The following is a 25860-nucleotide window of genomic DNA, read 5'->3' as shown; positions in this document are numbered from 1 at the left end:
CAAAGGTCGGTCACGACACGGCCGGTTGCAGGCGCCCGGAAGCGCGGCGATAGAGAAACAGCGTTGCGCACAGCGCACAGAGCGCGGCGAAACTCATCCAGTAACCGGGTGCCGCCTTGTCGCCGGTGTACTGGATCAACATTGTCGACATCGCCGGGGTGAAACCACCAAACACTGCGGTGGCCAGGCTGTACGCCAGCGAGAACCCGGCGACGCGCACTTCCACCGGCATGATTTCGGTGAGCGCGGCGATCATCGCGCCGTTGTACAAGCCATAGATGAACGACAACCACAGCAGAACTAGCAGCATGTTGATGAAACTCGGCGCGTTCACCAGATACGTCAGCGCCGGATAGGCCGTGGCCAGGGTCAGCAGCGCCATGGCGATCAGCACCGGACGCCGCCCGATGCGATCGGACAAGGCTCCGCCCAGCGGCAGCCAGAAGAAGTTGGAAACACCGACCAGCAGCGTCACCAGCAACGCATCGGACGTGCTCAAGTGCAGCACGGTTTTGCCGAAGGTCGGCGCGTACACGGTGATCAGGTAAAACGCGGTGGTGGTCAGGGCGACCATCATCATCCCGGCGAACACGATCACCCAATTCTGCGCGAGGGTGCGGAACACATCGCCCATGCTCGGACGGTGCTTGCGTGCGGCGAACTCTTCGGTTTCTTCCAGGTTGCGGCGCAGGAAGAAGATGAACGGCACGATCATGCAGCCCACGAAAAACGGAATCCGCCAGCCCCAGTCGGCAATCATGGCCGGCGCCATCCATTGGTTCAGCCCATAACCCAGCGCTGCCGCGACGATGATCGCCACTTGCTGGCTGGCCGACTGCCAACTGGTGAAAAAGCCCTTGTTGCCCGGCGTGGCGATCTCCGAGAGGTACACCGAGACACCACCCATTTCCGCGCCCGCAGAGAAGCCTTGCAGCAAGCGGCCTATCAACACGATGGCCGGCGCGAACAGCCCGATGCTTTCGTATCCGGGCACCAGCACAATCAGAATCGTGCCGCTGGCCATGATCGATAGTGTGACGATCAGCCCTTTGCGCCGGCCCACATCATCGATGTAGGCACCCAGCACCACGGCGCCGAGCGGGCGCATCAGGAAACCCGCGCCAAACACCGCGAAGGTCATCATCAGGGAGGCGAATTCGCTGCTGGCTGGAAAGAACACGGCCGCGATCTGCGTGGCGTAGAAGCCAAAAAGGAAGAAGTCGAACTGTTCGAGGAAATTGCCCGACGTGACCCGGAAAATCGCACCGGCCCGGGAACGACCGGAAGGGATTGCTGCTGTCATTGACGTGTACTCCACCGCTTTTATGACGTGCGCCGCGTGGGGGCGGCGCACGGTTCTTATTGGGGCGGATAGTGGAGCAGGGGCATCAATATGTTAATTGCATAGTTGGCATGTATTGATGCGTGGGGCGGATCAATGGGGCTGAGGTTGTTGGTGTCTGGCCTGCCGCCTTCGCGAGCAGGCTCGCTCCCACAGGGATCTTCAGCGAACACAGAATCAGCGAACAACCGCGAACAACTGTGGGAGCGAGCCTGCTCGCGAAGGCGTCCAAACAGACAACCCACCTGTCAGATATACCCCGCGATATGCGCCATCCCCCGAGCCACATAATCTTCCTTCTCACCCACCGGCGCGAAGTAGTGCAGCACTTCCCGCGCCGCTTCAGTGCCTTTGAGCCGTGCCAAAAACCACGCCGACAGATACTGCGACGAAAAACAGCCACCCGCCGTGGCAATGTTGCCGTTGGCGTAGAAGGGCTGGTTGATGACGTTGACGCCGGCCGCCTGCACCCAGGGTTTACTGGTGGTATCGGTGCAGGCCGGGGCATCACCGAGCAGGCCCAGTTTGGCCAGCAGAAACGTGCCGGAGCATTGCGCTCCCAGCAGTTGCCGCGCCGGGTCGAAGTTAAGTTGCTCCATGATCGCCGGGTTATCGGCCACTTCACGGGTCTTCCTGCCGCTGCCAAACAGCACAGCATCGGCCTCGCAGGCTTGCTGCAGATTGATGTGCGAATCAATGGTCAAACCGTTCATCGACGTCACCTTGGGCGTCGGCGACGCGATGCTCACTCGCCAGTCCTGGTCGCCCAGCAGCGATATTCGGCTGAGCATGCCGTAGGCGATCAGCGAATCCAGTTCGTTGAAACCGTCGAAGGTCAGAATGGCGATGTGCATGGCGAATCCCGATGGCTTTTCCGCAGCTTACGCCGAGCCGATACGCCGGCCCCGATACAGTGGGTCGCAGAATCATCGCTACAGTAAGGAATGATTCGCCGCCCGCGCAGTCGGAACTCAGGTACCACGACAACCCAGGAGGTTCACCGATGAACAGAAAAACCCTTATCGCCAGCCTCGCCCTTGTCGCCGGCATCGCCACTATCAGCCCCATCGTCCAGGCCGCAGAGCCACCCCAGAAAACCGTCCAGCCCGGCGTCAACAATTCCCGCAGCCTGGTGAAGGGCGACCGCGCACCGGACATGTATCAACGCAGCGAAAAAGCCGTGAAGAACTGGAAGGCCAAAGGCCTGAAGGCGCCGTCGGCTGATGCGCAGTGGGTGCAGATCAATGACAAGTACATGATGGTGAAGATCACGAACGGGACGATTGTGGATGTCACGCCGGTAGAGCGGTAAGTCGCGCGGCTAGCGTCTTGGCGCGTGTTCGGAGTTATTCACTATGAGCACGCGCCGGGTTGATGGCCCCCAACCGATACTGATTATTCCCGCTACGTTTCGCCTCATACATCGCCAGATCCGCGATATGAATCAGCCGATCCATGCTCGGCGCATGATCCGGGAACACCGCGACCCCGAGGCTGGTGCCGATGTGCCGCTGATCATTGCCAATCGTCATCGGCGGTGAAAGCTCGATGAAAATGTTCTGACAGATGCTGCGCGCTTCGTCCTGCAAGTTGATGCCCGTGGGCAAGCCTTGCAGGATGACCACGAATTCGTCGCCGCCGATCCGGGCAACGGTGTCGGTTGCGCGCAAGATTTTTTTCAGCCGGGTCGCTGTGGTGACCAACACCCGGTCGCCCGCCGCATGACCGTAATGGTCATTAATGGCCTTGAATCCATTGAGGTCGACAAACACCAGCGCCACCCGTGTCGCGCTGATCCGCGCCTGCTCAAGCGCTTCTGACAGGCGTTCTTCCAGGACAATGCGATTGGGCAGGCCGGTCAGCGGATCGTAGTGGGCCAGGTGTTGCAGGTAGCTGGCCGAGGCTTTTTCTTCGGTGATGTCGCGCACCACGCCCATCATTTTGATCGTGGTGTCGTGATCGTTCTTCACCACATTGCCGGTTTCGCGCAACCAGCGGATGGTGCCGTCGGGCCAGACCACGCGGTATTCCTCGTCATGGTTCTCGCCGGTTTCCAGGCAACGTAATTCACCGGCGCGGACCTTGACCCGGTCGTCCGGGTGCACGCAGGAGCAGAACAAGGTGTAGGAGGGCGTAACTTCGCCGATCTTGAATCCGAACATGCCGTAGATCGCCTCCGACCAGTAGAGCTTGTCGGTGTCCACGTCCCAATCCCACGTGCCGATACGCGCGAAATACTGGCTGCGCTTGAAGCGCTCGGCGTCACCGTCCAGATGAATGTTTTGTCCTTTGGACAGGCTGGCGATCAGCGCGCGGCATTCGGTCAGTTGCTGTTGCAGGGAATACTGGCGCCAGAGCAGAGCGACCAGCAGGGTAAGCATCACTGAGCCAATGGCAGCGCTGATCCAGAGGAAACTCATTCAGCAATGGCCGTCATGACATGTTCAACCGAGAGGGTGATGCTGCTTATCTTAGTTCAGCCTGACGAGCGTAAATAGATCCAAACCGCGCCGAACGGTTGCCAATTGCTCGCAATTCTGGGAAAACGACGCCCATAAGCCCTTGCGAGGGAGTGAACAGACGAGTGCATGTAATGAATGATGAGCTTCAGGTAATCGACCTAGAACCGGGTGACGGCAAAGCAGCGGTCAAAGGCGCGCTGATCACGACGCAATATCGTGGTGGCTGGAAGACGGCACCGAGTTCGATTCTTCCTACAGCCGAGGCAAACCTTTTCAGTGCGTGATCGGGACTGGCCGGGTCATTAAAGGCTGGGACCAGGGGATTATGGGCATGCAGGTGGGCGGCAAGCGCAAGCTGCTGGTGCCGGCGCATTTGGCGTATGCCGAGCGCACGATGGGCGCGATTCCACCGAATTCGAATTTGATCTTTGAGATTGAATTGCTGGAAGTGCTGACGCGGGATGATTGATGGATTGCCCGTGGTTTGAAACGACAAAACCCGCCATCTCGGTGAAATGAGGGCGGTTTTTTTGTTGTGTTGGGGAGGAAGATCAAAAGATCGCAGCCTTCGGCAGCGCCCCTTTTGCGAACAGGAGGTTCCAAGCGTGACTGATTTCAACGTCATCATTTTCGATCTGGACGGTACTGTCCTCGACTCGGCCCCCGGAATCGTCGAGAGCTTGACGTACGCCATACGGCAACTGGGCCATGACTTTACTCCCGGCGCTGAGACGCAAAGGCTGTTTGGGCCCCCGATGAACCAGATAGTCGCAGAATTGCTAGCGCCGTTTGCCGACGATCGCGTGGACGAGTGCGTCCACTTGTACCGCTCGCACTACCGGGAGCAAGGGCTCTATAAAAGCCTTCCTTACGCTGGTATGACAAAAACGCTCAGCTATTTTTCGGACCACGGTTATTCGCTCTTTGTGGCGACCTCGAAGCGCCAGGAGTTTGCTGAAAAAATGCTGGCCTGCAATGGATTGTCGGGATCTTTTCAGTCGATCTTCGGCACCTCACCCGACGGTAAGCTGGATGACAAGGCTGACTTGGTACAGAGACTGCTGGCATCCCTTGCGAAGCCGCCATCCAGTGTGTTCATGATTGGCGATAAACGTGATGACATGGTGGCCGCCCAGAGAAATGCGGTGATCCCGATAGGAGCGCTTTGGGGCTATGGATCCGTCGATGAATTGAAGAAAAGCGGAGCCCTTGCCCTGGCCGACACACCTTGGACATTACCTGGCGTTGTCGAAGGCTTGCTCCGCATGAACGATCAGTCTTGAACCTCGCTAAATAGCGGAATCCGACCATTCAGCGAAGGGCGGTAGTGCCAGGTCAAACCGTCCAGCTTTGGTTTTATCGTCAGAATCTGCGTCAACGTTGCGCTGGCGATGCTCAAGGCCAGTGTCTGCCCAGGGCATTGATGGCGGCCGCTGCCGAAGGTAAAACTGCGACGATTCGGACGGTCAAGGATGAAAGAGTCGGGGTTGTCGTTGAGCTGCGGATCGCGATTGGCCGAGGCCAGCAGCACCAGGATGGTGTCGCCGGGCTCCAGGCGCACGCCGTCGATTTCGCAAGACGCGGCGACGAAGCGGCGGGTGTTTTGTACTGATGGATCGAAGCGCTGGGTTTCTGCGATCAGGTCATCAGTGGAGGATAAATCGCGTTGCAATGACGGGTTTCGAATCAACGCCACCAATGCGTTGCCGATCAACCCCGCCGTGGCTTCATAGGTTTGCGAACACAGTCCGATCAGGTTGGCGATCAGCATTTCATTATCCGACGACGCAAATCGCTGCTTGATGCCGTTCAACAGCGAACTCTGCGCATCGGGATCCTCCAGCAATTCGATGAAATACCCCCGCAGCTGTTCAGCCGCTCCATGGGCTACGTCCAGTTGAGCGGGATTGCTCAGCGGCGACAGGCACGCCACGAAATCGGCGGTCAACTCGCTGACAAATCGTGCTTGAGCGGGCGGGAACCCTAACAGCGCAGCGACCACGCCGACCGGCCCGCGAAACATCGCCTTGGACAAACCCTCTGCATCCGCAGTGATCAATCGTGCACTGACCAACGCCTGCACTTCCTTCACATCAATCAATGCAAGCCCCGGCTCAATCGCCGACCGAGGGCAACGCTGCCGTTCACCCTCGTTCATGCGCATCAACCGGGCAAACACCTCGCCAGCCAACCCGTCAGCAATTGACTTGGGCACCGGCTCAGCCGACGGACGCACGTGGCAATCCGGATGCGCCAGCACCGCCGCCACGGTTGCAGCACTGCTGGCCACCCACAGTTTCAGTCCTTGATGAAAAACCAGTCCTCCCTCGGCACGCAGTTGTGCGTAATAAGGATATGGATCGGCATGAGTCGCAGCGATGATCGGGTCCATGGGTCGCAGCCTTGTTCGTGGTGGGGAAAGTGTTGCTACTATCTCCAGTTCACAAGGGCCTTGATTCGTCCGGGAGCGAAATATGAACGTTGAACAACACGACATCGGCGTCTCTCAGGTGGCGGCCGCGATTGCGGAACCGGCCCGGACGAAAATCCTCTGCTCGCTGATGGACGGCCACGCCCGCACCAGTACCGAGTTGGCGACGATTGCCGAGGTCAGTGCCTCCACGGCCAGCGCGCACCTGGCCAAACTCAAGGAACTGGCGCTGTTGCGGCTGCACGTCCAGGGCCGCCATCGTTATTACAGCCTCGCTGACAAACGGGTGGCCCAAGCCCTGGAAGCCCTGATGGTGATCGGCCAGAACGTTGCGCCAACCTTCAACCCGCGCACGCCGGATCGCCTGCAATTCGCCCGCACCTGCTACGACCACATGGCCGGCACCCTGGCGGTGTTGCTGCATGACCGGATGATCGAGGCAGGGTGGGTACTCGAAACCGACGAGCAGGTTTATCAACTGAGCGACAGCGGCGAAGCGTTTTTCGAAGGGCTGGGGATCGAGGTCAAGGATTTGAGCACGATGCGTCGCCGCTTCTCCTGCCCGTGCCTGGACTGGAGTGTGCGCCGGCCGCATCTGGGCGGTTCGTTGGGGGCGGCATTGTTACAGGTGGCGATCAAGCGTAAATGGGTGACGCAGGACCTGGACAGTCGGGCATTGGCGTTGACGGCGGTGGGGCGCAAGGAGATGGGTGCGCGGTTTGAGCTGGTGTTGCCCACCGATCTTTCCTACGCCCGGAAATCCCAGACATACTCGACCACCCGCACTGCCAGCACCAGGTAGATCAAAAATAAAATCACCTGGAACGCCGTGTGATACGGCAGCCGGGACAAGCGCCGCAGACCGTCACTGACGCTGAGCAGCATCAACAGCGCCGACACCGCAATCAGCGCCCAGCCCGCCACATCCGAGGTGAGCAGCCCCATGTACGGATGGTGCTCGCTGTGCAAGGCGTTGGTGCCCGCCGCAAACAGTAATGCGCAGACCAGCAGGTTCTTGATGTTATCGAACACCTGCGTGGTGAAGTCGGTGTCCAGCAAGGCCAGATACTTTCGCCAGAGTTTGCCCATGGTTTCCTGACACCTGTCGATTGCGAGTGCACGGGGCAAGTCTAGTGACGAATCGGGCAGGGCGTCGATTTCATCCTGTCCGATGAGAGGTGCGTGGATGGCTTGTGTCCGCAAGGTCGACGCTATACTGTATATCCGAACAGTATCAGGCGTTGACCATGGAACTCATCGACAAGCTCAGCATTCTCGCCGACGCGGCCAAGTACGACGCGTCCTGCGCCAGCAGCGGTGCGCCCAAGCGCAGCTCCGAGGGCAAGAGTGGCCTGGGCTCTACCGATGGCATGGGCATTTGCCACAGCTACACGCCGGACGGGCGTTGTGTTTCGCTGCTGAAAATCCTGCTGACCAATTTCTGTCTCTACGATTGCCAGTACTGCGTCAACCGCCGTTCCAGCGATGTGCCCCGGGCGCGGTTTACGCCTGAAGAAGTGGTCACGCTGACCATGGATTTCTACCGGCGCAACTGCGTCAGCGGCTTGTTTTTAAGTTCCGGGATCATCCGCTCGGCGGACTACACCATGGAGCAGTTGATCCGCGTGGCCAAGTTGCTGCGCGAAGACCACGAGTTCCGGGGCTATATCCACCTCAAGACCATTCCCGAAGCCGATCCAGCGCTGATCGAGGAAGCGGGGCGCTATGCCGACCGGCTCAGCGTCAACATTGAACTGCCCACCGACGCCAGCTTGCAAACCCTGGCCCCGGAAAAGCAATTGGGCTCGATCAAACAAGCGATGCAAACCATCTACACCGGCGAACAAACCGTGCTCAACGAACCTAGGGCGCCGAAATTCGCTCCGGCCGGGCAGAGCACGCAGATGATCGTCGGCGCCGATGACACTGACGACAGCACCATTCTGCATAGCGCCCAGGCGTTGTATGGCAACTATCGTCTGCGTCGGGTCTATTACTCGGCGTTCAGCCCGATTCCCAACAGCCCGAAAAGCGTGCCGCTCGCCGCGCCACCGTTGATGCGCGAACACCGCTTGTATCAGGCTGATTTTCTGCTGCGCAGCTACGGATTCACCGCTGGCGAGTTGTTCAAGGGGCCGGGGCACCTGGCGCTGGACATTGACCCGAAATTGGCCTGGGCATTGGAGAATCGCGAGGTGTTTCCACTGGACCTCAACCGCGCAGCGGCGTCATTGATTGCGCGCATTCCCGGGATTGGCCTGCGCACTACCGAGCGTCTGGTGGAACTGCGCCAACAACGACGTATTCGTTATGAAGACCTGGCACGCATGCGCTGCGTGCTGGCCAAGGCCAAGCCATTCATCATCACTAGCGATTACCACCCGCAGCAGGCCGAAGTCACCAGCCATTTGCTGTATCAGCAACTGCGTGACCGGCCGCAGCCGCAACAGATGGGGTTATGGGGATGATCAATCTGGATTGCGACGACCTGTTCGAGACCTGGCGTCAGCAGGCGCGTTGGCTGCTCAGCCATGAGGTTGATCCGAGTCTCGTCAGTTGGGCGTCGGAAGGTGTCACTGACCTGTTCGCCAGCGATGATGCGCCGCCCGAGGGCAATGGCCCGTTTCAGGCACGAATCCCGCTGGCGTTGCTGGGTATTCTTGAAAGCGCCGCACGCTATCACGGCGATCAACGCTGGAGTTTGCTGTATGAGGTGTTGTGGCGGGTCAGTCACGGCGACCGCACGGCGATGCTGGCCGGCGATAAGCTCGGCAGCGAACTGCAACGGCGGATCAAGCAAGTGCAGCGCGAAGCCCATCACCTGCATGCGTTCGTGCGTTTCGTCGAGCGAGCTCAAGCCAGCGAAGGCCCGCAGTATGTCGCGTGGCACGAACCGGCCCACGACATCCTGCACAGCGCCAGCGAGCATTTCGTTGCCCGCATGGGCCGCCACCGTTGGCTGATCGCCACGCCTCGCGACGGGGTCTATTACGATGGCCAACAGTTGATTCACCAACGCCAATGCCCGATTGAATGGCAACGGCTGGCGCAGAACGTCGACGATCCTCACGGTGATATGTGGCTGACCTACTACAGCCACATCTTCAACCCGGCGCGGCTGAATCCGAAGGTGATGCAGGGGCATCTGCCGGCGAGGTTCTGGAAAAACCTGCCGGAAGGGGCGTTGATTCCGGGGTTGATCACTCAGGCGCGTACCGGGAAACAGCAGGATGGGCAGGCCAGTGGGATCAAGGGAAGGGGTGGTAAACGGATTGCGCTGGGAGACAACAGACACGGTGCAGCAGATTAATGTGGGAGCGAGCCTGCTCGCGAAAGCGGTCTCTCTGACACATCAATATTGGATGTGCTGCCGTCTTCGCGAGCAGGCTCGCTCCCACAGGGGATCTCTATTGCCTTCAGGCCGCATGAAAAAGCCCCCCATTGCCAGGCAATGGAGGGCTTTTGCGCAACTGGCGTCAAATCAAACCTTGACGATCCAGCCCGCTGGCGCTTCGATGTCGCCGGTCTGTACACCGGTCAGCTCTTTGTAGAGCTTCTGAGTGACCGGGCCGACTTCGGTTTCGCTGTGGAACACGTGCAGGTGATCGTTGTAGCTGATGCCGCCGATCGGGGTGATCACGGCAGCCGTACCGCATGCGCCGGCTTCCTTGAAGTCCGACAGCTTATCGATCAACACGTCGCCTTCGACCACTTCCAGGCCCAGACGCGATTTAGCCAGCTCGATCAACGACAGACGGGTGATGCCCGGCAGTACCGACGGCGAGTTCGGGGTGACGAACTTGTTGTCGTGAGTGATCCCGAAGAAGTTGGCCGAGCCGACTTCTTCGATTTTGGTGTGGGTCATCGGGTCCAGGTAGATGCAGTCGGCAAAGTGCGCCTTCTTGGCCTGGGAGCCAGGCATCAGGCTGGCGGCGTAGTTGCCACCGACCTTGGCTGCGCCGGTGCCTTGTGGGGCTGCGCGGTCGTAGCTGGAGATCAGGAAGTTGTGCGGGGTCAGGCCGCCCTTGAAGTAGGCGCCGACCGGAATGCAGAAAATCGAGAAGATGAACTCGGGGGCGGTACGCACGCCGATGTTGTCACCCACGCCGATCACGAACGGACGCAGGTACAGCGCGCCGCCGGTGCCGTAAGGCGGGATGAAACGCTCGTTGGCGCGAACCACGGCTTTGCAGGCTTCGATGAACTGCTCGGTTTCGACGAACGGCATCAGCAGGCGTGCACAGCTGCGCTGCATGCGCAGGGCGTTCTGGTCCGGGCGGAACAGGTTGATCGAGCCGTCCTTGCAACGATAGGCCTTCATGCCTTCGAAGCATTGCTGGCCATAGTGAAGGGCAGTCGAGCCTTCGCTGATGTGCAGCACGTTATCTTCGGTCAGGGTGCCTGCGTCCCACTCGCCATTGCGCCAGTACGACAGATAGCGTTTGTCGGTCTTGATGTAGTCAAAACCCAGCTTGTCCCAGTTGATGCTTTCGTTACCCATGACACCCTCTATCACTTAACAACCGCCGAAACGGTTCAAGGCTTCTGACGTTTTTTGGATGGGGACAACAATACTTCATTCCGGGGTGGTTTCGCAGCCCGGAATTCGATCTCTCTCGCTGATCGTTCCCTGTAGGAGCGAGGCTTGCCCGCGAAGAACGATAACGCGGTGTATCAGGTACACCGTGGTGCCTTGTTCGCGGGCAAGCCTCGCTCCTACAGGTTCTATGCGTTAGAGGTGCAGCGCATGCCCCAAGGCACGCAACGCCGCTTCCTGCACCGCCTCACCCAGCGTCGGATGCGCATGGATGGTGCCGGCGATGTCTTCCAGCCGTGCGCCCATTTCCAGACTCTGGCCGAATGCGGTCGACAACTCCGACACGCCAACACCCACCGCTTGCCAACCCACAATCAGGTGATTGTCCCGACGAGCGACCACCCGCACGAAGCCAGTTTTCGATTCCAGGGTCATCGCCCGGCCATTGGCGGCGAACGGGAAGCTGGAAACGATGCAGTCCAGGCCCGCAGCCTTGGCCTCGTCCGGAGTCTTGCCGACCACCACCAGTTCCGGGTCGGTGAAGCACACGGCGGCAATGGCGGTAGGGTTGAATTCGCGGGTTTTGCCGCTGATCAGCTCAGCGACCATCTCGCCCTGAGCCATGGCCCGGTGCGCGAGCATCGGTTCGCCACTCAGGTCGCCGATCGCGTAGACGTTGCGCATGCTGGTCTGGCAGCGGTTGTCGATCTTAATCGCCGAACCGTTCATCGCCAGATTCAGGCCTTCGAGGTTCCAGCCCTGGGTGTTCGGCTTGCGGCCGACCGCGACCAGTACCTGATCGGTTTCCAGGTTAATGGTGTCGCCATTCGGATCAAGAACTTGCAGTGTATTACTAGCAGAATCAAAACCTTGCACGCTGTGCTTCAAGTAAAGCTTCACGCCGAGTTGCTTCAGCGCTTCGTGCACCGGATGCGTCAGTTCCGCGTCGTAGGCCGGCAGGATGCGATCCTGAGCCTCGACCACGCTGACCTCGGCGCCGAGTTTGCGATAGGCAATCCCCAGCTCCAGACCGATGTACCCACCACCGACCACGATCAGCCGTTTAGGCACGGACTTCGGCGCCAGCGCCTCGGTGGAGGAAATGATCGGCCCGCCAATCGGCAGCATCGGCAGGTTCACGCTTTTCGAACCGGTGGCCAGCACCAGGTGCTCGCACTGAATCCGCGTGTCACCGACTTCAACGGTCTTGCCGTCGATCACCTTGGCCCAGCCTTGGATGACCTGGACCTTGTGCTTCTTCAGCAGCGCCGAGACGCCGGTGGTCAGGCGATCAACGATGCCGTCCTTCCACTCGACGCTTTTGGTGATGTCGAGGGTCGGCGCCGAAACGCTGATGCCCAAAGCCGAATGCTGACTGTGATGCTGTGTCTGGTGAAACTGTTCGGCGACGTGAATCAGCGCCTTCGACGGAATGCAGCCGATGTTCAGGCAGGTGCCGCCCAACGATTCGCCTTCCACCAGAATGGTCGAAATGCCCAACTGACCGGCACGAATCGCCGTCACATAACCGCCAGGACCGCCGCCGATGATCAGCAGCGTGGTGTTCAGGTTTTGCATTGCCTACTCCACAAACAGGGTGGCGGGTTGTTCGAGCAGGCCACGGATGGCCTGGATGAATTGCGCCGCGTCCATGCCATCGACCACCCGGTGATCGAAGGAGCTGGAGAGGTTCATCATCTTGCGAATCACGATCTGGCCTTTGACCACCATCGGGCGTTCGACGATTTTGTTCACGCCGACGATCGCCACTTCCGGCAGGTTCAATACCGGCGTGCTGACAATGCCGCCCAACGCGCCGAGGCTGGTCAGGGTAATGGTCGAGCCGGACAATTCATCGCGGCTGGCCTTGCCATTGCGGGCAGCGGTGGCCAAGCGCGAGATTTCCTGCGCGCTGTCCCACAGGCTGCGGGCTTCGGCGTGACGTACCACCGGCACCATCAAGCCGATATCGCTCTGGGTGGCGACGCCAACATGCACCGCGCCGAGGCGGGTGATGACCTGGGCTTCGTCGTCGTAACGGGCGTTGATCTGCGGGAAGTCACGCAGGGCAACCACCAGGGCGCGAACGAGGAACGGCAGCAAAGTCAGCTTGCCGCGAGTCGCGCCATGTTTTTCGTTCAGATGCGCGCGTAGTTCTTCCACGGCGGTGACGTCGATTTCTTCGACATAACTGAAGTGGGCGGCACGCTGGGTGGCGTCCTGCATGCGCTGGGCGATCTTGCGGCGCATGCCGATCACCGGGATTTGCTGTTCATCGGTGCGCTGGGCGTAAGCCGCCACCGGTGCCGAGGCGTTCGACTGACCTTCAGCCAGATACGCGTCGAGGTCTTCATGCAGCACGCGACCAGCAGGGCCAGTGCCACGCACCAGGCGCAACTGGATGCCGAGGTCCAGCGCATGTTTGCGCACGGCCGGCGAGGCCAGCGGACGTTCGTCGGCTTCACGAGCCACCATCGGACCCTGACAAACCGCAGGGCGGGGCGCTGCTACAGGCTTGCTTTCAGCAACGGCTTCAACTTTAGCAGGCGCTGCAGCCGGTGCTTCTTTAACAGCAGCAACAGGCTGCGCGGACTCTTTAACGTTGCCCGCGCCTTCCACTTCAATGCTGATCAGAATGCTGCCAACCGCCATGACTTCGCCCGGCTGGCCGCCCAGCGCAATCACCTTGCCGTGCACCGGCGAAGGGATGTCGACCATCGCCTTGTCGGTCATCACATCGGCCAGCACCTGATCTTCGACAACCATGTCGCCGACCTTGACGTGCCATACCGACAACTCAACTTCTGCAATGCCTTCACCAATGTCCGGCATTTTAATAACGTGCGTGCCCATTCAGACCTCCATAACCCGTTTCAACGCCGCGCCCACTCGGGACGGCCCTGGGAAATACGCCCACTCTTGCGCGTGCGGGTAGGGGGTGTCCCAACCGGTGACGCGTTCGATCGGCGCTTCCAGGTAGTGGAAGCAATGCTCTTGCACCAGCGCGACCAGTTCGGCGCCGAAACCGCAGGTGCGGGTGGCTTCGTGAACGATCACGCAACGACCGGTTTTCTTCACGGATTTGACGATGGTTTCAAGGTCCAGCGGCCACAGGCTGCGCAGGTCGATGACTTCCGCGTCGACACCGCTTTCTTCAGCAGCGACTTGCGACACATAAACCGTGGTGCCGTAGGTCAGGATGGTCACTTCCTTGCCCGGACGGGCGATGGCGGCGACGTCCAGCGGCACGGTGTAGTAGCCGTCCGGCACTTGTGCGGCCGGGTGTTTCGACCATGGGGTTACCGGGCGGTCGTGGTGGCCGTCGAACGGGCCGTTGTACAGGCGTTTTGGCTCAAGGAAGATCACCGGGTCATCGTTTTCGATGGAGGCGATCAGCAAGCCCTTGGCGTCGTACGGGTTGGACGGCATGACCGTACGCAAGCCGCAGACCTGGGTGAACATCGCCTCGATACTTTGGCTGTGAGTCTGGCCGCCGTAGATGCCGCCGCCGCAAGGCATGCGCAACGTCATCGGTGCGGTGAACTCGCCGGCCGAGCGATAACGCAGGCGCGCGGCTTCGGAAATGATCTGGTCCGACGCCGGGTACACGTAGTCGGCGAACTGAATCTCGGCCACCGGGCGCAGACCGTAGGCGCCCATGCCCACCGCGACGCCGACGATCCCGCTTTCGGAGATCGGCGCATCGAAGACGCGGGAGGTGCCGTACTTGCTCTGCAAGCCTTCGGTGCAACGGAACACGCCGCCGAAGTAACCCACGTCCTGACCGAATACGACGACGTTGTCGTCGCGCTCAAGCATCACGTCCATCGCCGAGCGCAGGGCCTGGATCATGGTCATGGTGGTCGTGGTCATGGCGGTTTCCAATTCAATGCTGGTGTTGTGGTCGTTCATGTCAGATCCCCAACTCTTGACGCTGGCGCTTCAAGTGCTCCGGCATCTCTTTGTAGACGTCTTCGAACATGGTCGCGGCGCTTGGCGTCTGGCCACCGGCGAGGGTGCCGTACTGCTCGGCTTCTTTCTGCGCGGCGATCACTTCGGCTTCCAGTTCGGCGCTGACGGCGGTGTGTTCCTCTTCGGACCACTGGCCAATCTTGATCAAGTGCTGCTTGAGGCGCGCGATCGGATCGCCCAACGGGAAGTGGCTCCAGTCGTCGGCGGGACGGTATTTCGAAGGATCATCTGAGGTGGAGTGCGGGCCGGCGCGGTAGGTGACCCACTCGATCATGGTCGGACCGAGGTTGCGGCGCGCGCGTTCGGCGGCCCAGGCAGAGGCGGCATAGACTGCGACGAAATCGTTGCCATCGACCCGCAGGGAGGCAATCCCGCAACCGACGCCACGACCGGCAAACGTGGTGGCTTCACCGCCGGCAATCGCCTGGAAGGTGGAAATCGCCCACTGGTTGTTGACCACGTTGAGGATCACCGGTGCCCGGTACACGTGAGCGAAGGTGAGGGCGGTGTGGAAGTCGGATTCAGCGGTAGCGCCGTCGCCGATCCAGGCCGAGGCGATTTTGGTGTCGCCCTTGATCGCCGACGCCATGCCCCAGCCCACACCCTGTACGAATTGGGTGGCGAGGTTGCCGGAAATAGTGAAGAAGCCGTGATCGCGTACCGAGTACATGATCGGCAACTGACGTCCCTTGAGCGGATCGCGCTCGTTGGACAGCAGTTGGCAGATCAGGTCCACCAGCGGCACTTCGCGGGCCATCAGGATGCTTTGCTGACGGTAGGTGGGGAAGCACATGTCGTCGATGTTCAAGGCCAGGGCCTGGGCGCTGCCGATGGCTTCTTCGCCAAGGCTCTGCATGTAGAACGACATTTTTTTCTGACGCTGGGCGACCACCATGCGGTTGTCGAAAATCCGCGTCTTGAGCATGGCGCGCATGCCTTTACGCAGGATCTCCGACGGTACACCTTCGGCCCATGGGCCAAGCGCGTTGCCCTGGTCATCGAGCACGCGAATCAGGCCCTTGGCCAGATCAGCGGTGTCGGCCGGTTCAACGTCGATTGGGGGTTTGCGCACCAGGCCTGCGTCGGTCAGATGCAGGTAGGAAAAGTCTGTTTTGCAGCCGGGACGGCCCGAAGGTTCGGGAACGTGCAGGCGCAGCGGTTCGTACGCTTGGTTCATGGCTTCTACGCTCGATCTTGTGAATTTCTTGTAGTGAGCTGACGGTCATTCCATGGGTGATGGAAATCTTGTCCTACAAACATCATAGGCCCGGCGCAGGAGAATATTTATCTGTGTTTCGTTGCGTTGGCGATCATTTGAGGATAAAAAATCTGCATAAACAAAAATAACAGGTGGTTTTGTCTCATGCGCAAACTGGACCGTACCGATATCGGCATTCTCAACAGCCTTCAGGAGAATGCCCGCATCACCAACGCCGACCTCGCCCGTTCGGTGAACCTGTCGCCGACCCCGTGCTTCAACCGGGTCAAGGCGATGGAGGAATTGGGGCTGATTCGCGAGCAAGTGACGCTATTGGACGCCGACCTGCTGGGGCTGCACGTGAATGTGTTCATCCACGTCAGCCTGGAGAAGCAAGTGGAAGAGGCGCTGGCGCATTTCGAAGAGGCGATTTCGGATCGCCCGGAAGTGATGGAGTGCTACTTGATGGCGGGGGATCCGGATTATCTGATCCGGGTGCTGGTGCCGACGATTCAGTCGCTGGAGCGCTTTATGATGGACTTCCTCACCAAAGTCCCCGGCGTCGCCAACATTCGATCGAGCTTTGCGCTGAAGCAAGTGCGCTACAAAACCGCGCTGCCGTTGCCGGCGAATGGGTTGACCCTAGGCACCTAAACGCATTCCCCCTGTAGCAGCTGTCGAGCCCCGCGAGGCAGCGTTCGGCGGCGAAGCCGTCGTTATCCATTCAACGCGGTTTACCTGAAAGAGCACGGTTGCGGATTTTGCGACGGCTTCGCCGCCGAACGCTGCCTCGCGGGGCTCGACAGCTGCTACGGGTCAGAGTTTATTCAGGGGGATTTTCAGGTAGGTCACGCCGTTTTCTTCCGCTGGCGGCATATTCCCCGCCCGCACGTTCACCTGAATCGCCGGCAGCAACAGGTTCGGCATGCCCAACCCGGCATCACGCTGCGTGCGCATCTGCACAAACGCCGCTTCATCAACACCGTCATGCACGTGAATGTTGCTCTGGCACTGCTCACCCACTGTGGTCTGGCACTGAGGCTCGCGTCCCTCTGGCGGATAGTCGTGGCAAACGTAAAGCCGCACACCAGCGGGGAAAGCCAATAGCTTGTGGATCGAGGCGAACATCTGATGGGCATCGCCCCCCGGAAAATCGCAACGCGCCGTGCCGACATCCGGCATGAACAGCGTGTCGCCCACCAGAATCACATCGCCGTCGATCAAGTACGCCATGTCCGCCGGGGTATGGCCAGGCACGTGCAGGGCGGTGGCCTTGAGGTTGCCGATCATGAACGATTCATTCGGCGCGAACAGGTGATCGAACTGCGAGCCGTCCACACAGAATTCCGGCTCCAGATTGAACAGGGTCTTGAACACGCCCTGAACCTTGCTGATCGACTGACCAATCGCAATCTTCCCGCCCAGCTCCCGGCGCAGATACGGCGCGGCGGACAGGTGATCGGCATGGGCGTGGGTTTCCAGCAGCCATTGCACTTGCAACTGATGGGCGCGCACGAAAGCGATCACGCGGTCGGCCTGGACGGTGGTGGTGCGCCCGGCGGCCGGGTCGTAATCGAGCACCGGGTCGACGATCGCGCAGAGCCCGCCGTCCTGCTCGTAGACGACGTAGCTGTAGGTCGACGAGGCGGGGTCGAGGAAGGCTTCAATCAGCGCGGGCATGGGACACGGACCTGTGAAAAGGGTAGGAAGACAGTAACCGGTTGCAACACTTTATGTTTACACATAATGTCTGCAGCTTAAGTGACGTCGAAGGCATCCTGCAAATGCAATCCAGTCTGACCGAATGTGAAGTCGCCCAGTTACGCGCTTCAGCCTCCAAAGCTTGCGCGCTGCTCAAGGCTTTGGCCAACGAAGATCGCTTGCTGATCCTTTGCCAATTGACCCAGGGCGAACGCAACGTCGGCGAACTGGAAACCATGACCGGCGTGCGCCAGCCCACACTGTCCCAACAGCTGGGCATTTTGCGTGACGAAGGCCTGGTCGCGACTCGTCGTGAAGGCAAATACATTTTCTACGGCCTGGCCAGCCACGAAGTGATCCAAGTGATGAAGACCCTATCCGGCCTGTATTGCGGAGCGGTACTGAAAAGCTTTGCATGACGACGTCCGTTGTAGCAGCTGCCGAAGGCTGCGTTCGGCCGATGTAGCAGCTGTCGAGGCACGAGGCTGCGTTCGGCTGCGAAGCAGTCGTAAAATCAGGCGGCGCGGTGTTTCAGGTAAACCGCGTACTCAGGTTTTACGACTGCTTCGCAGCCGAACGCAGCCTCGTTCCTCGGCAGCTGCTACGAGCGAACGCAGCCTCGTACCTCGGCAGCTGCTACGAGCGAACGCAGCCTCGTACCTCGGCAGCTGCTACACAGAGCGTGCCTGACCTGACTCAATGCGTGCAGCAGTAAAAAGGAACAACCTATGAACGATCAACACTGGGGCCCAACCATCAGTGCAGACATCGTGGTGATAGGCGGCGGCACGGCAGGGATTGGTTTTGTCGCCAGCCTGCTCAAGCGCGATCCGTCGTTGAACATCACCGTTATCGAACCCAACGCCCAACACTTTTATCAGCCGGCCTGGACCCTGGTCGGCGGTGGCGCTTATGCGGTGGAAGACACCGTACGCTCGATGGCCAGCGTGATGCCGCGTCAAGCGACGTGGTTGCAGGCGTCGGTCACTAACATCGCCGCCGACAACAAGTACCTGACCCTCAATGACGGCCGCACCGTCGGCTATCAAAACCTGATCGTCTGCCCCGGTCTGCGCCTGGCCTGGGAGAAGATCGAAGGCTTGCAGGAAGCCCTCGGCCAGCACGGCGTGACCTCCAACTACAGCTATCAACACGCGGCCTACACCTGGGAGCTGGTCAAGGGTTTGCGCGGCGGCAAGGCGATCTTCACCCAGCCACCGATCCCGATCAAATGCGCCGGCGCGCCGCAAAAGGCCTTGTACCTGTCCTGCGATCACTGGTTGAAAAGCGGCGTGCTGAACAACATCGACGTCGAGTTCAACCTCGCGGGTGCCGCGCTGTTCGGCGTGCCGACCTTCGTGCCGCCGCTGATGAAATACATCGAAAAATACAACGCCCGGCTGGCCTTCACTTCCAACCTGATCAAGGTCGATGGCCCGGCGAAAACCGCGTGGTTCGAGGTCAAGGATGCTGCCGGCGCGGTGACGGTTGAAGAGAAAACCTTCGACCTGCTGCACGTCGTGCCACCTCAGGTTTCTCCCGATTTCATCCGCCAAAGCGCCTTGGCCGACGCCGCCGGCTGGTGCGAAGTCAACACGCACACGCTGCAACACGTGCGTTATCCCGAGGTGTTTGGCCTGGGCGATATCTGCTCCACCAGCAACGCAAAAACCGCTGCCGCCGTGCGCAAGCAAATCGTGGTGGTTGCGGTAAACCTGCTGGCCCTGCGCAAGCATCAAGCGCTGCCACTCAAATACGACGGCTACGGTTCCTGCCCGCTGACGGTGGAGAAGGGCAAGGTGATCCTCGCCGAGTTCGGCTATGCCGGTAAGTTGCTGCCGACCTTTCCCCTCGACCCGACCGTGCCGCGTCGTTCGGCGTGGTGGCTCAAGGCGAGCCTGCTGCCGTGGTTCTACTGGAACGGCATGCTCAAGGGCCGCGAGTGGCTGACCGCTGTGTCCAAGGTCGACTGAGAGAACCCTATGTTGCTGGCAAGTTTTTTTGGTGTGCTCATGGGCCTGGTCCTCGGTTTGACCGGGGCCGGAGGCGGGATTCTGGCGGTGCCGGCATTGGTGCTCGGGCTCGGCTGGAGCATGACCCAAGCGGCGCCGGTCGCGTTGTTTGCGGTGGGTAGCGCGGCAGCCGTTGGCGCCATCGACGGCTTACGGCATGGCCTGGTGCGCTATCGCGCGGCGTTGCTGATTGCCTTGCTTGGCGCGATTTTTTCGCCGTTGGGCATCTACTTCGCCCATCAGTTGCCGGAAAAAATCCTGATGATTCTGTTCAGCCTGCTGATGGTCATGGTGGCCTGGCGCATGTTGCGCCGGGAGCGTCAGGACGAAGGCCCGAGCGACCACGGCCACGCCAACTGGGGCCAGAAGAATTGCATGCTCGATCAACAGACCGGGCGCTTTTCCTGGACCGCCAAATGCACCGCAACCCTGGCGGCCCTCGGCGCGGTGACCGGCGTGGTCTCGGGGTTGCTCGGCGTCGGCGGCGGTTTCCTGATCGTGCCGGCGTTCAAGCAACTGACCGATGTGCAGATGCGCGGGATCGTCGCCACGTCGTTGATGGTGATCAGTTTGATCTCGGCCATCGGCGTGATCGGTGCGTTCCATGCAGGCGTCAGAATTGATGGTTTTGGCGTGGCGTTTATCGTCGCCAGCATCGTCGGCATGATCATTGGCCGCCAGTTGTGCGCCCGGGTTCCGGCCCGTGCACTGCAAGTCGGCTTCGCCAGCGTCTGCATCGTGGTCGCCGCTTACATGCTGTTTAGAGCGGGCGTCTAGGCAGGACCGGTTCCTCCGCACGCCAGTAGCGCTCGCAGGCGTACACCCAAAGTTCCGGGCCTTGCCACGGCCCGGTCTTACACCGAATTTGCCGCGCATCCCCGGCCCCTCCAAAGCAGCTCAAAACCGCCGCCAAGGCAGCGTATGACGCCGCCGGTCAGCTTTCGATAATCGCCTCCGACAACTTGTCCCCTGTTGCGGAGCGCGTCATGCACAACAATAAGAACTTCTCGCATCGTTTCTTGCCTGCCGTTATTGCCGGCCTGTCGTCCCTTGGCCTGAGCTCATTCGCCGAAGCCGAGATCATGCTGTACGACAAGGACCAGACCACGTTTTCCACCGACGGCTACATCAACGCCTTCTATGTGAACAGCAAGGTCGACCGCGCCGGCGATCAGTTCGACCGTCGCCAGGCGCGGGTCAAGATGGGTTTCCTGCCCAACTACCTGGGCTTCAACATGGGCAAGCAGATCGATGACCTCAAGCTCGGCGCCCGCGCGTCGTTCTGGGTGACCATCAACGACAGCGAAACCAACGGCACCGACACTGCCATCGATGTGCGGCAGTTCTACGGTACCGTGGCCAACCCGGAGTGGGGCGAAGTGTTGATCGGCAAGGACTTCGGCCTGTTCGCCCGATCCAACATCCTGCTCGATGAACTGCTCGCCGGTTACGGCCAGGTCAGCGACAGCCTGGGGTTAGTGGACGGTGGCGGGGTGTCGTTCGGCAACATCGGCAGCGGTTATCCGTATCCGTTTCCGACTTCGCAAATCACCTACCGAACGCCGGTGATGGACGGCTTGCGCGTAGCGGTGGGGATCATGGACCCGGTGGACACCAATGACAGCAGCCCGCTGGGCAAGGCCTACCAGGAAAACCCGCGCACCGAGAGCGAGATCACCTACCAGTTCGACGTCGCCGGGGCGAAGATTTACAGCTGGGTCAACGGCAGCTACCAGACCTCGGACAACACCGACTCCACCGTCCAGTCCGTCACCTCCAAAGGCCTCGGCTACGGCGTGCAGGCGAAAATGGGCGGGTTGTCGTTGACCGGTTCCGGCTTCCAGGCCAAGGGCATCAATCCGTTCTTCACCAACAACGCCGGTGAAGCCACGCTGCGCAATGTCGACAGCACCGGTTACCTGATGCAGGGCTCCTACAAACTCGGCAAGAACCGCTTGGCGCTGTCCTACGGCAAGACCGATGACGACGGCAACGGCGTGGTGGGCAGCGGCGCGGATTACAAGACGCGCGGAATTGCGCTGTTCCATGACGTGAATGACAACCTGAAACTGGTGGCGGAGTACAACCAGTTCAGCATCGACGGGCACGACACCAGTGCGCAGAACGAGGATACCGATACGTTTGCGGTGGGGGCGGTGTTGACCTGGTAAGGCTTGGGTGGCGAGTCTGGCTGCGCGCATCGCGGCGAGATTCGCTCCCCACACAGATCCCTGTAGGAGCGAGGCTTGCCCGCGAAAGCGGTGTGTCAGTCGACATTGATGTTGAATGTGACGGCCTCTTCGCGGGCAAGCCTCGCTCCTACAGGGGGATGTGTGGTGTTTGGGGGACCTACGCAACCCCTCTCATCCCATCGAAGCCCAAGACCGCTACCCAAGTAGCATACGTCCCGGCCCGCAGGCTTCGTACACTCGCACCTCATACATGCGCACCTGCGGGAGGCGACGATGCAGCAGGTCCAGAGTGAAGGCGTGGTCAGCGCGATGTCCCAGGCCACCGACGCGCAGCAGGCGGCGCAGGAGTTGGCGCGACAGTTGTTGCATCCGCACTTGGGGTTCGTGCTGTTTTTCTGTTCCGCCGAGTACGACTTGCAGGCGCTGGGCCAGGCCTTGCAGCAGAGCTTCGGCGGGATTCGCCTGGTGGGTTGCACCAGCGCCGGGGAAATCACCCCGCAAGGTTACGGCCGCAACTGCGTGACGGCGGTGGGCTTCGATCATCGGCACTTTTCCATCGCCATCGAACTGATCGACGAAATGGAGCGCTTCAGCCTGATCGACGCCCAGCAGATGGTCGAACGACTGGTCAGCGGCTGCCGCAGCAACACCCTGGCGCCGATCAAGGGCAACAGCTTCGCCCTGACCCTGCTCGATGGCCTGTCCAGCCGTGAGGAAATGGTCCTCGCCGCGTTAAGTGCAGCGCTCGGTGACATCCCGCATTTCGGCGGTTCTGCTGGCGACGACAACTACCTGACCCACACCCACGTGTATTTCGGCGGCGAGTTCCACAGCGGCGCGGCGGTGGTGGTGCTGGTCAACACCTGGCTCGATTTCGAAGTGTTCACCACCCACCACATCCTGCCCCGGGCGGAGAAACTGGTGGTCACCGGTGCCGACAGCGCCTCGCGGCGGGTCTTCGAACTCAACGCCGAACCCGCCGCCGAGGAGTACGCCCGGCACATCGGCGTGCCGGTGGCCGAGCTCGATCACCGGATCTTCGCCGCGCACCCGCTGGCCGTGCGGATCAACGACCAGTACTACGTGCGCGCCATCCAGCAGGTGCACCCGGACCTGAGCTTGAGTTTCTACTGCGCCGTGGAAAACGGCATCGTCCTCACCGCCATGACTCCCGGCCCGATGCTGCCGAACCTGCAAGCGCTGTTCGAAGGCCTGGAACAACGCCTCGGCGATCTGTTGCTGACCATCGGCTGCGACTGCTTTCTGCGACGTCTGGAACTGGAAGATCGCGGCAGTCTGGAACCGATCGGGGCGTTTTTGCGTGAGCATCGGGTGATGGGTTTCAACACCTACGGAGAACAGTTCAATGGCATGCACATCAACCAGACCTTCACCGGGGTTGCCATTGCCCGAGGCCGTTCCCCTGGACACCGTTGAGCTCCAGGCGCAGATCGCCAGCCTGCAGCGCGACAATCAAAAACTGCAGCGCATCAATGGCGCGCTGATCGAACGCATCGAATCCGGCATCACCCGGGGCAACGACCCGTATGCCGCGTTCCAGCATTCGGTGGTGCTGGCCGAACAGGTCCGCGAACGCACCGACGCGCTGAACCAGGCCATGGCCGAGCTCAAGGCTGGCAATCACTTGCTCAGCGACGCGCGCCTGCGGGCCGAAACCGCCCATCAACATTTGATTGATGCCATCGAGAGCATTTCCGATGCCTTCGTGCTGTTCGATGAAGATCAGCGCATTGTGCTGTTCAACAGCCGCTTCAAGGCGTTCTGGGGCAACAGCCGGGTGCGGATCATCGCTGGCATGCACCTGGCTGAGGTCAAGCGGCTGATGACAGCGACCGGGTTGTTCACCGAAGAACCGCGTGGGCATGCCGATCAGAATCTGTTGTATCGCCTGCAAAATGGCCGCTGGCTGCAAGTCAGCGAACGGCCGACCCAGGAAGGCGGGCGGGTGATCCTGTTCACCGACATCACCGACGTCAAACTCAGCGAAACCGTGCGCCGCGAGCAAGCGGTGGCGCAGAAATCCCACCTGCTGCAACGGGCCGTGGACAACCTGTCCCAGGGCGTGGCGATGGTCAACGCCGACGGCATCCTGGAATTGTGGAACCGACGTTTTCTTGAACTCAGCGGCCTCGCGCCAGTGGCGGCCCATCGACCGTTTGCCGAAGTGATTGCCGACAGCGAACTGAACCTGCTGACCCCGGCCAGTCGCGACAGCAATGGGCGACCGGTGCAGGAGTGCGAGCAGCGCCTCTACGATGGCCGGGTCCTGGAAATCCGCACCCATCCACTGCCCACCGGCGGTTTCGTCAACACCTTCACCGACATCACCGAACGCTACCAGCACGCCGAAGCGCTCAGCGAAAGCGAACGCTGGATTCGCCTGATCACTGACCACGTGCCGGCGCTGATCGCCTACCTGAACGCCGATCTGGTCTACGAATTCACCAACAAAGTCTACGAAGAATGGTACTGCTGGCCTCGCGGCGTGATGCTCGGGCAGAGCCTGCGCGAAGTGCACAGCGAGCAGCATTACCAGCGCCTGGAAGCCTACGTCGCCCGGGCCTTGGCCGGGGAGAGCGTGACCTTCGAGTTCGCCGAAACCAACATCAACAATCAGGAGCGCTACATGCTGCGTTCCTACGTGCCCAATCGCCTGGCCACCGGGGAAGTGGTGGGGATTTTTGTGTTGATCCGCGACATCACCGAACGCCGCCGCACCGCCGAAGCGCTGCACCAGGCCTATCAAAACCTTGAGTTGCGGGTGCGCGAACGCACCACCGAACTGACCACCCTTAACGACCAGTTGCTGCGCGAGATCGACGAGCGTCGCCGCGCCGAATCACGACTGCGCGAAGCCAAACTCGAAGCCGAGCGAGCCAACCTGTCGAAGACCAAGTTTCTTGCGGCCGTCAGCCACGACCTGCTGCAACCGCTCAACGCCGCGCGGCTGTTTACCAGCGCTTTGCTCGAACGCCGGGAGCCGGTGGCCAATGCGATTCTGGTGCGCAACGTCAGCAATTCCCTGGAAGACGTGGAAAACCTGCTGGGCACGTTGGTCGACATTTCCAAACTCGATGCCGGGGTGATCAAGGCCGATATCGCGCCGTTCGCTCTTAGCGAATTGCTGGAAAACCTTGCCGCCGAATACACCCAAGTGGCGCGCAGTGAAGGGCTGGAATTGCATTTCATCCCCTGTTCGGCGTTGGTGCGCAGCGACATTCAGTTGCTGGCGCGGATCCTGCGCAATCTGCTGAGCAATGCGATTCGCTACACCTACAGCGGGCGCGTGGTGCTCGGGTGCCGGCGCCATCATCAGCGCTTGTCGATTGAAGTCTGGGACAGCGGCATGGGCATTGCCGAAAACCGCTTGGAGGAGATTTTCCAGGAGTTCAAGCGTGGCGATGTGCAGCGTCCGGATCAGGATCGCGGCTTGGGCCTGGGGCTGGCGATTGTCGAGAAAATCGCCGGGATCCTCGGGCACAGGATTCACGTGCGCTCGTGGCCGGGCAAGGGCTCGATGTTTTCTGTCGAAGTGCCGCTCAGCGCCACCGCACCCAAGGCGTTGCCGAGCCTGTTGATGAGCGAGCCGATGCTTGAACGCCTGCGCGGTGCGCGGGTGTGGGTGCTGGACAACGACGCGGCGATTTGCGCGGGGATGCGCACGTTGCTGGAAGGTTGGGGCTGTTTGGTGGTGACGGCGTTGTCGGAGCAGGATTTGGCGCGGCAAGTGGACAACTATCACGAAGAGGCCGATTTGCTGATCGCCGACTATCACCTGGACGACGACCAGAACGGCGTCGACGCCGTGGCCCGGATCAATGCGCGGCGTGGGTCAGCCATTCCGGCGATGATGATCACCGCCAATTACAGCAATGAACTCAAGATGCAGATTCGCGAGTTGGGGCACACCTTGATGCATAAACCGGTGCGGCCGATGAAGCTCAAGACGGCGATGAGTCATTTGCTCGGCCCAGCCCGCTAACCCAAGTTGC

23 protein-coding genes and 1 pseudogene are annotated in these 25860 nt (G+C 60.5%); 13 read left to right on the top strand and 11 right to left on the bottom strand.

Going from position 1 to position 25860, the window contains the following annotated elements; translation table 11 throughout:
- Window positions 1–10: 10 nt before the first annotated feature.
- Window positions 11–1303, bottom strand: coding sequence for an MFS transporter (locus ACIOYV_RS07475; RefSeq protein WP_054054448.1), 1293 nt, complete (start codon window positions 1301–1303; stop codon window positions 11–13).
- Window positions 1304–1590: 287 nt separating this feature from the next.
- Window positions 1591–2196, bottom strand: a complete 606-nt coding sequence (locus ACIOYV_RS07470; RefSeq protein ID WP_401322324.1) for a DJ-1/PfpI family protein — start codon at window positions 2194–2196, stop codon at window positions 1591–1593.
- A 149-nt stretch (window positions 2197–2345) separates the two neighbouring features.
- Here ACIOYV_RS07470 and ACIOYV_RS07465 point away from each other — a divergent pair, with 149 nt between their 5' ends.
- On the top strand, window positions 2346–2654 hold the full coding sequence (locus ACIOYV_RS07465) for an RcnB family protein (protein WP_163909649.1): 309 nt from the start codon (window positions 2346–2348) through the stop codon (window positions 2652–2654).
- 34 nt (window positions 2655–2688) lie between these two features.
- Here the strand turns inward: ACIOYV_RS07465 and ACIOYV_RS07460 are convergent, their stop codons facing one another.
- Window positions 2689–3762, bottom strand: a complete 1074-nt coding sequence (locus tag ACIOYV_RS07460) for a diguanylate cyclase domain-containing protein (RefSeq protein WP_401322322.1) — start codon at window positions 3760–3762, stop codon at window positions 2689–2691.
- Window positions 3763–3935: 173 nt separating this feature from the next.
- Between ACIOYV_RS07460 and ACIOYV_RS07455 the strand changes: the two are divergent.
- Both ACIOYV_RS07455 and ACIOYV_RS07450 read left to right on the top strand, forming a co-directional pair.
- Window positions 3936–4273, top strand: a pseudogene (locus ACIOYV_RS07455) (FKBP-type peptidyl-prolyl cis-trans isomerase).
- 136 nt (window positions 4274–4409) lie between these two features.
- Complete coding sequence (locus tag ACIOYV_RS07450; protein WP_401322319.1) at window positions 4410–5087, top strand: HAD hydrolase-like protein; 678 nt, start codon at window positions 4410–4412, stop codon at window positions 5085–5087.
- On the opposite strand, the gene ACIOYV_RS07445 is transcribed toward ACIOYV_RS07450, so the two are convergent.
- The gene (locus ACIOYV_RS07445; protein ID WP_401322316.1) at window positions 5078–6196 is read right to left on the bottom strand and encodes a cytochrome P450; all 1119 of its coding nucleotides are present in this window, start codon (window positions 6194–6196) and stop codon (window positions 5078–5080) included. The two genes, ACIOYV_RS07450 and ACIOYV_RS07445, sit on opposite strands and share 10 nt — an antisense overlap.
- Before the next feature lie 82 nt (window positions 6197–6278).
- Here ACIOYV_RS07445 and ACIOYV_RS07440 point away from each other — a divergent pair, with 82 nt between their 5' ends.
- On the top strand, window positions 6279–7037 hold the full coding sequence (locus ACIOYV_RS07440; RefSeq protein ID WP_401322313.1) for an ArsR/SmtB family transcription factor: 759 nt from the start codon (window positions 6279–6281) through the stop codon (window positions 7035–7037).
- On the opposite strand, the gene ACIOYV_RS07435 is transcribed toward ACIOYV_RS07440, so the two are convergent.
- On the bottom strand, window positions 6983–7324 hold the full coding sequence (locus ACIOYV_RS07435) for a hypothetical protein (RefSeq protein ID WP_123511492.1): 342 nt from the start codon (window positions 7322–7324) through the stop codon (window positions 6983–6985). The two genes, ACIOYV_RS07440 and ACIOYV_RS07435, sit on opposite strands and share 55 nt — an antisense overlap.
- A gap of 158 nt (window positions 7325–7482) precedes the next feature.
- Between ACIOYV_RS07435 and ACIOYV_RS07430 the strand changes: the two genes are divergently transcribed.
- Window positions 7483–8703: a putative DNA modification/repair radical SAM protein gene (locus ACIOYV_RS07430; protein WP_054054427.1), complete on the top strand. Its 1221-nt coding sequence runs from the start codon at window positions 7483–7485 to the stop codon at window positions 8701–8703.
- A complete protein-coding gene (locus ACIOYV_RS07425; protein ID WP_401322310.1) occupies window positions 8700–9545 on the top strand; it encodes a TIGR03915 family putative DNA repair protein in 846 nt (281 codons plus the stop codon). Before ACIOYV_RS07430 ends, ACIOYV_RS07425 begins: the two co-directional genes overlap by 4 nt.
- A gap of 171 nt (window positions 9546–9716) precedes the next feature.
- Here ACIOYV_RS07425 and ACIOYV_RS07420 read toward each other — a convergent pair whose 3' ends face one another.
- From ACIOYV_RS07420 to ACIOYV_RS07400, 5 genes are all read right to left on the bottom strand, one after another.
- Window positions 9717–10736 (bottom strand): branched-chain amino acid aminotransferase, encoded by a 1020-nt coding sequence (locus ACIOYV_RS07420; RefSeq protein WP_054615175.1) that lies wholly within the window; start codon window positions 10734–10736, stop codon window positions 9717–9719.
- A gap of 231 nt (window positions 10737–10967) precedes the next feature.
- Window positions 10968–12350 (bottom strand): dihydrolipoyl dehydrogenase, encoded by a 1383-nt coding sequence (gene lpdA / locus ACIOYV_RS07415; RefSeq protein WP_401322308.1) that lies wholly within the window; start codon window positions 12348–12350, stop codon window positions 10968–10970.
- Between the two features lie 3 nt (window positions 12351–12353).
- A complete protein-coding gene (locus ACIOYV_RS07410; RefSeq protein WP_401322305.1) occupies window positions 12354–13625 on the bottom strand; it encodes a dihydrolipoamide acetyltransferase family protein in 1272 nt (423 codons plus the stop codon).
- Window positions 13626–14684 (bottom strand): alpha-ketoacid dehydrogenase subunit beta, encoded by a 1059-nt coding sequence (locus ACIOYV_RS07405; RefSeq protein ID WP_054054417.1) that lies wholly within the window; start codon window positions 14682–14684, stop codon window positions 13626–13628.
- Between the two features lies 1 nt (window position 14685).
- Entirely contained in the window at window positions 14686–15921 is a 1236-nt protein-coding gene (locus ACIOYV_RS07400) for a 3-methyl-2-oxobutanoate dehydrogenase (2-methylpropanoyl-transferring) subunit alpha (protein WP_054054416.1), read from the bottom strand.
- A 186-nt stretch (window positions 15922–16107) separates the two neighbouring features.
- On the opposite strand from ACIOYV_RS07400, the gene bkdR reads away from it, so the two are divergent.
- On the top strand, window positions 16108–16596 hold the full coding sequence (gene bkdR, locus ACIOYV_RS07395) for a Bkd operon transcriptional regulator BkdR (RefSeq protein WP_054054414.1): 489 nt from the start codon (window positions 16108–16110) through the stop codon (window positions 16594–16596).
- Between the two features lie 162 nt (window positions 16597–16758).
- Here bkdR and ACIOYV_RS07390 read toward each other — a convergent pair whose 3' ends face one another.
- On the bottom strand, window positions 16759–17622 hold the full coding sequence (locus ACIOYV_RS07390; RefSeq protein ID WP_401322303.1) for an MBL fold metallo-hydrolase: 864 nt from the start codon (window positions 17620–17622) through the stop codon (window positions 16759–16761).
- 104 nt (window positions 17623–17726) lie between these two features.
- On the opposite strand from ACIOYV_RS07390, the gene ACIOYV_RS07385 reads away from it, so the two are divergent.
- The 6 genes from ACIOYV_RS07385 (at window position 17727) to nahK (ending at window position 25850) form a co-directional block, all read left to right on the top strand.
- On the top strand, window positions 17727–18062 hold the full coding sequence (locus ACIOYV_RS07385; RefSeq protein ID WP_054054409.1) for a helix-turn-helix transcriptional regulator: 336 nt from the start codon (window positions 17727–17729) through the stop codon (window positions 18060–18062).
- Between the two features lie 309 nt (window positions 18063–18371).
- Window positions 18372–19616: an FAD-dependent oxidoreductase gene (locus ACIOYV_RS07380; RefSeq protein WP_401322301.1), complete on the top strand. Its 1245-nt coding sequence runs from the start codon at window positions 18372–18374 to the stop codon at window positions 19614–19616.
- A gap of 9 nt (window positions 19617–19625) precedes the next feature.
- Window positions 19626–20432: a sulfite exporter TauE/SafE family protein gene (locus ACIOYV_RS07375; protein ID WP_401322300.1), complete on the top strand. Its 807-nt coding sequence runs from the start codon at window positions 19626–19628 to the stop codon at window positions 20430–20432.
- Window positions 20433–20641: 209 nt separating this feature from the next.
- Window positions 20642–21826: a porin gene (locus ACIOYV_RS07370; RefSeq protein ID WP_401322297.1), complete on the top strand. Its 1185-nt coding sequence runs from the start codon at window positions 20642–20644 to the stop codon at window positions 21824–21826.
- Window positions 21827–22120: 294 nt separating this feature from the next.
- Window positions 22121–23284 (top strand): nitric oxide-sensing protein NosP, encoded by a 1164-nt coding sequence (nosP, locus tag ACIOYV_RS07365; protein ID WP_054615168.1) that lies wholly within the window; start codon window positions 22121–22123, stop codon window positions 23282–23284.
- Window positions 23253–25850 (top strand): hybrid sensor histidine kinase/response regulator NahK/ErcS', encoded by a 2598-nt coding sequence (gene nahK / locus ACIOYV_RS07360; RefSeq protein WP_401322634.1) that lies wholly within the window; start codon window positions 23253–23255, stop codon window positions 25848–25850. The genes nosP and nahK overlap by 32 nt, the downstream gene beginning before the upstream one ends.
- The last annotated feature ends 10 nt before the right edge of the window (window positions 25851–25860 follow it).

The sequence above is a fragment of the Pseudomonas sp. NPDC087342 genome, assembly GCF_044744265.1.
In the GTDB taxonomy this organism is placed as follows: domain Bacteria; phylum Pseudomonadota; class Gammaproteobacteria; order Pseudomonadales; family Pseudomonadaceae; genus Aquipseudomonas; species Aquipseudomonas nunensis.
The sequence above is the reverse complement of the archived record's forward strand: the minus strand, read 5'-3'. Positions and strand labels throughout refer to the sequence as shown.

Excerpts from the sequence above, each read along its gene's own strand:
- ACIOYV_RS07475 (WP_054054448.1), bottom strand. The coding sequence starts at position 1,303 with ATGACAGCAGCAATCCCTTCCGGTCGTTCCCGGGCCGGTGCGATTTTC.
- ACIOYV_RS07470 (WP_401322324.1), bottom strand. The coding sequence starts at position 2,196 with ATGCACATCGCCATTCTGACCTTCGACGGTTTCAACGAACTGGATTCG.
- ACIOYV_RS07465 (WP_163909649.1), top strand. The coding sequence starts at position 2,346 with ATGAACAGAAAAACCCTTATCGCCAGCCTCGCCCTTGTCGCCGGCATC.
- ACIOYV_RS07460 (WP_401322322.1), bottom strand. The coding sequence starts at position 3,762 with ATGAGTTTCCTCTGGATCAGCGCTGCCATTGGCTCAGTGATGCTTACC.
- ACIOYV_RS07445 (WP_401322316.1), bottom strand. The coding sequence starts at position 6,196 with ATGGACCCGATCATCGCTGCGACTCATGCCGATCCATATCCTTATTAC.
- ACIOYV_RS07440 (WP_401322313.1), top strand. The coding sequence starts at position 6,279 with ATGAACGTTGAACAACACGACATCGGCGTCTCTCAGGTGGCGGCCGCG.
- ACIOYV_RS07435 (WP_123511492.1), bottom strand. The coding sequence starts at position 7,324 with ATGGGCAAACTCTGGCGAAAGTATCTGGCCTTGCTGGACACCGACTTC.
- ACIOYV_RS07430 (WP_054054427.1), top strand. The coding sequence starts at position 7,483 with ATGGAACTCATCGACAAGCTCAGCATTCTCGCCGACGCGGCCAAGTAC.
- ACIOYV_RS07425 (WP_401322310.1), top strand. The coding sequence starts at position 8,700 with ATGATCAATCTGGATTGCGACGACCTGTTCGAGACCTGGCGTCAGCAG.
- ACIOYV_RS07420 (WP_054615175.1), bottom strand. The coding sequence starts at position 10,736 with ATGGGTAACGAAAGCATCAACTGGGACAAGCTGGGTTTTGACTACATC.
- lpdA (WP_401322308.1), bottom strand. The coding sequence starts at position 12,350 with ATGCAAAACCTGAACACCACGCTGCTGATCATCGGCGGCGGTCCTGGC.
- ACIOYV_RS07410 (WP_401322305.1), bottom strand. The coding sequence starts at position 13,625 with ATGGGCACGCACGTTATTAAAATGCCGGACATTGGTGAAGGCATTGCA.
- ACIOYV_RS07405 (WP_054054417.1), bottom strand. The coding sequence starts at position 14,684 with ATGAACGACCACAACACCAGCATTGAATTGGAAACCGCCATGACCACG.
- ACIOYV_RS07400 (WP_054054416.1), bottom strand. The coding sequence starts at position 15,921 with ATGAACCAAGCGTACGAACCGCTGCGCCTGCACGTTCCCGAACCTTCG.
- bkdR (WP_054054414.1), top strand. The coding sequence starts at position 16,108 with ATGCGCAAACTGGACCGTACCGATATCGGCATTCTCAACAGCCTTCAG.
- ACIOYV_RS07390 (WP_401322303.1), bottom strand. The coding sequence starts at position 17,622 with ATGCCCGCGCTGATTGAAGCCTTCCTCGACCCCGCCTCGTCGACCTAC.
- ACIOYV_RS07385 (WP_054054409.1), top strand. The coding sequence starts at position 17,727 with ATGCAATCCAGTCTGACCGAATGTGAAGTCGCCCAGTTACGCGCTTCA.
- ACIOYV_RS07380 (WP_401322301.1), top strand. The coding sequence starts at position 18,372 with ATGAACGATCAACACTGGGGCCCAACCATCAGTGCAGACATCGTGGTG.
- ACIOYV_RS07375 (WP_401322300.1), top strand. The coding sequence starts at position 19,626 with ATGTTGCTGGCAAGTTTTTTTGGTGTGCTCATGGGCCTGGTCCTCGGT.
- ACIOYV_RS07370 (WP_401322297.1), top strand. The coding sequence starts at position 20,642 with ATGCACAACAATAAGAACTTCTCGCATCGTTTCTTGCCTGCCGTTATT.
- nosP (WP_054615168.1), top strand. The coding sequence starts at position 22,121 with ATGCAGCAGGTCCAGAGTGAAGGCGTGGTCAGCGCGATGTCCCAGGCC.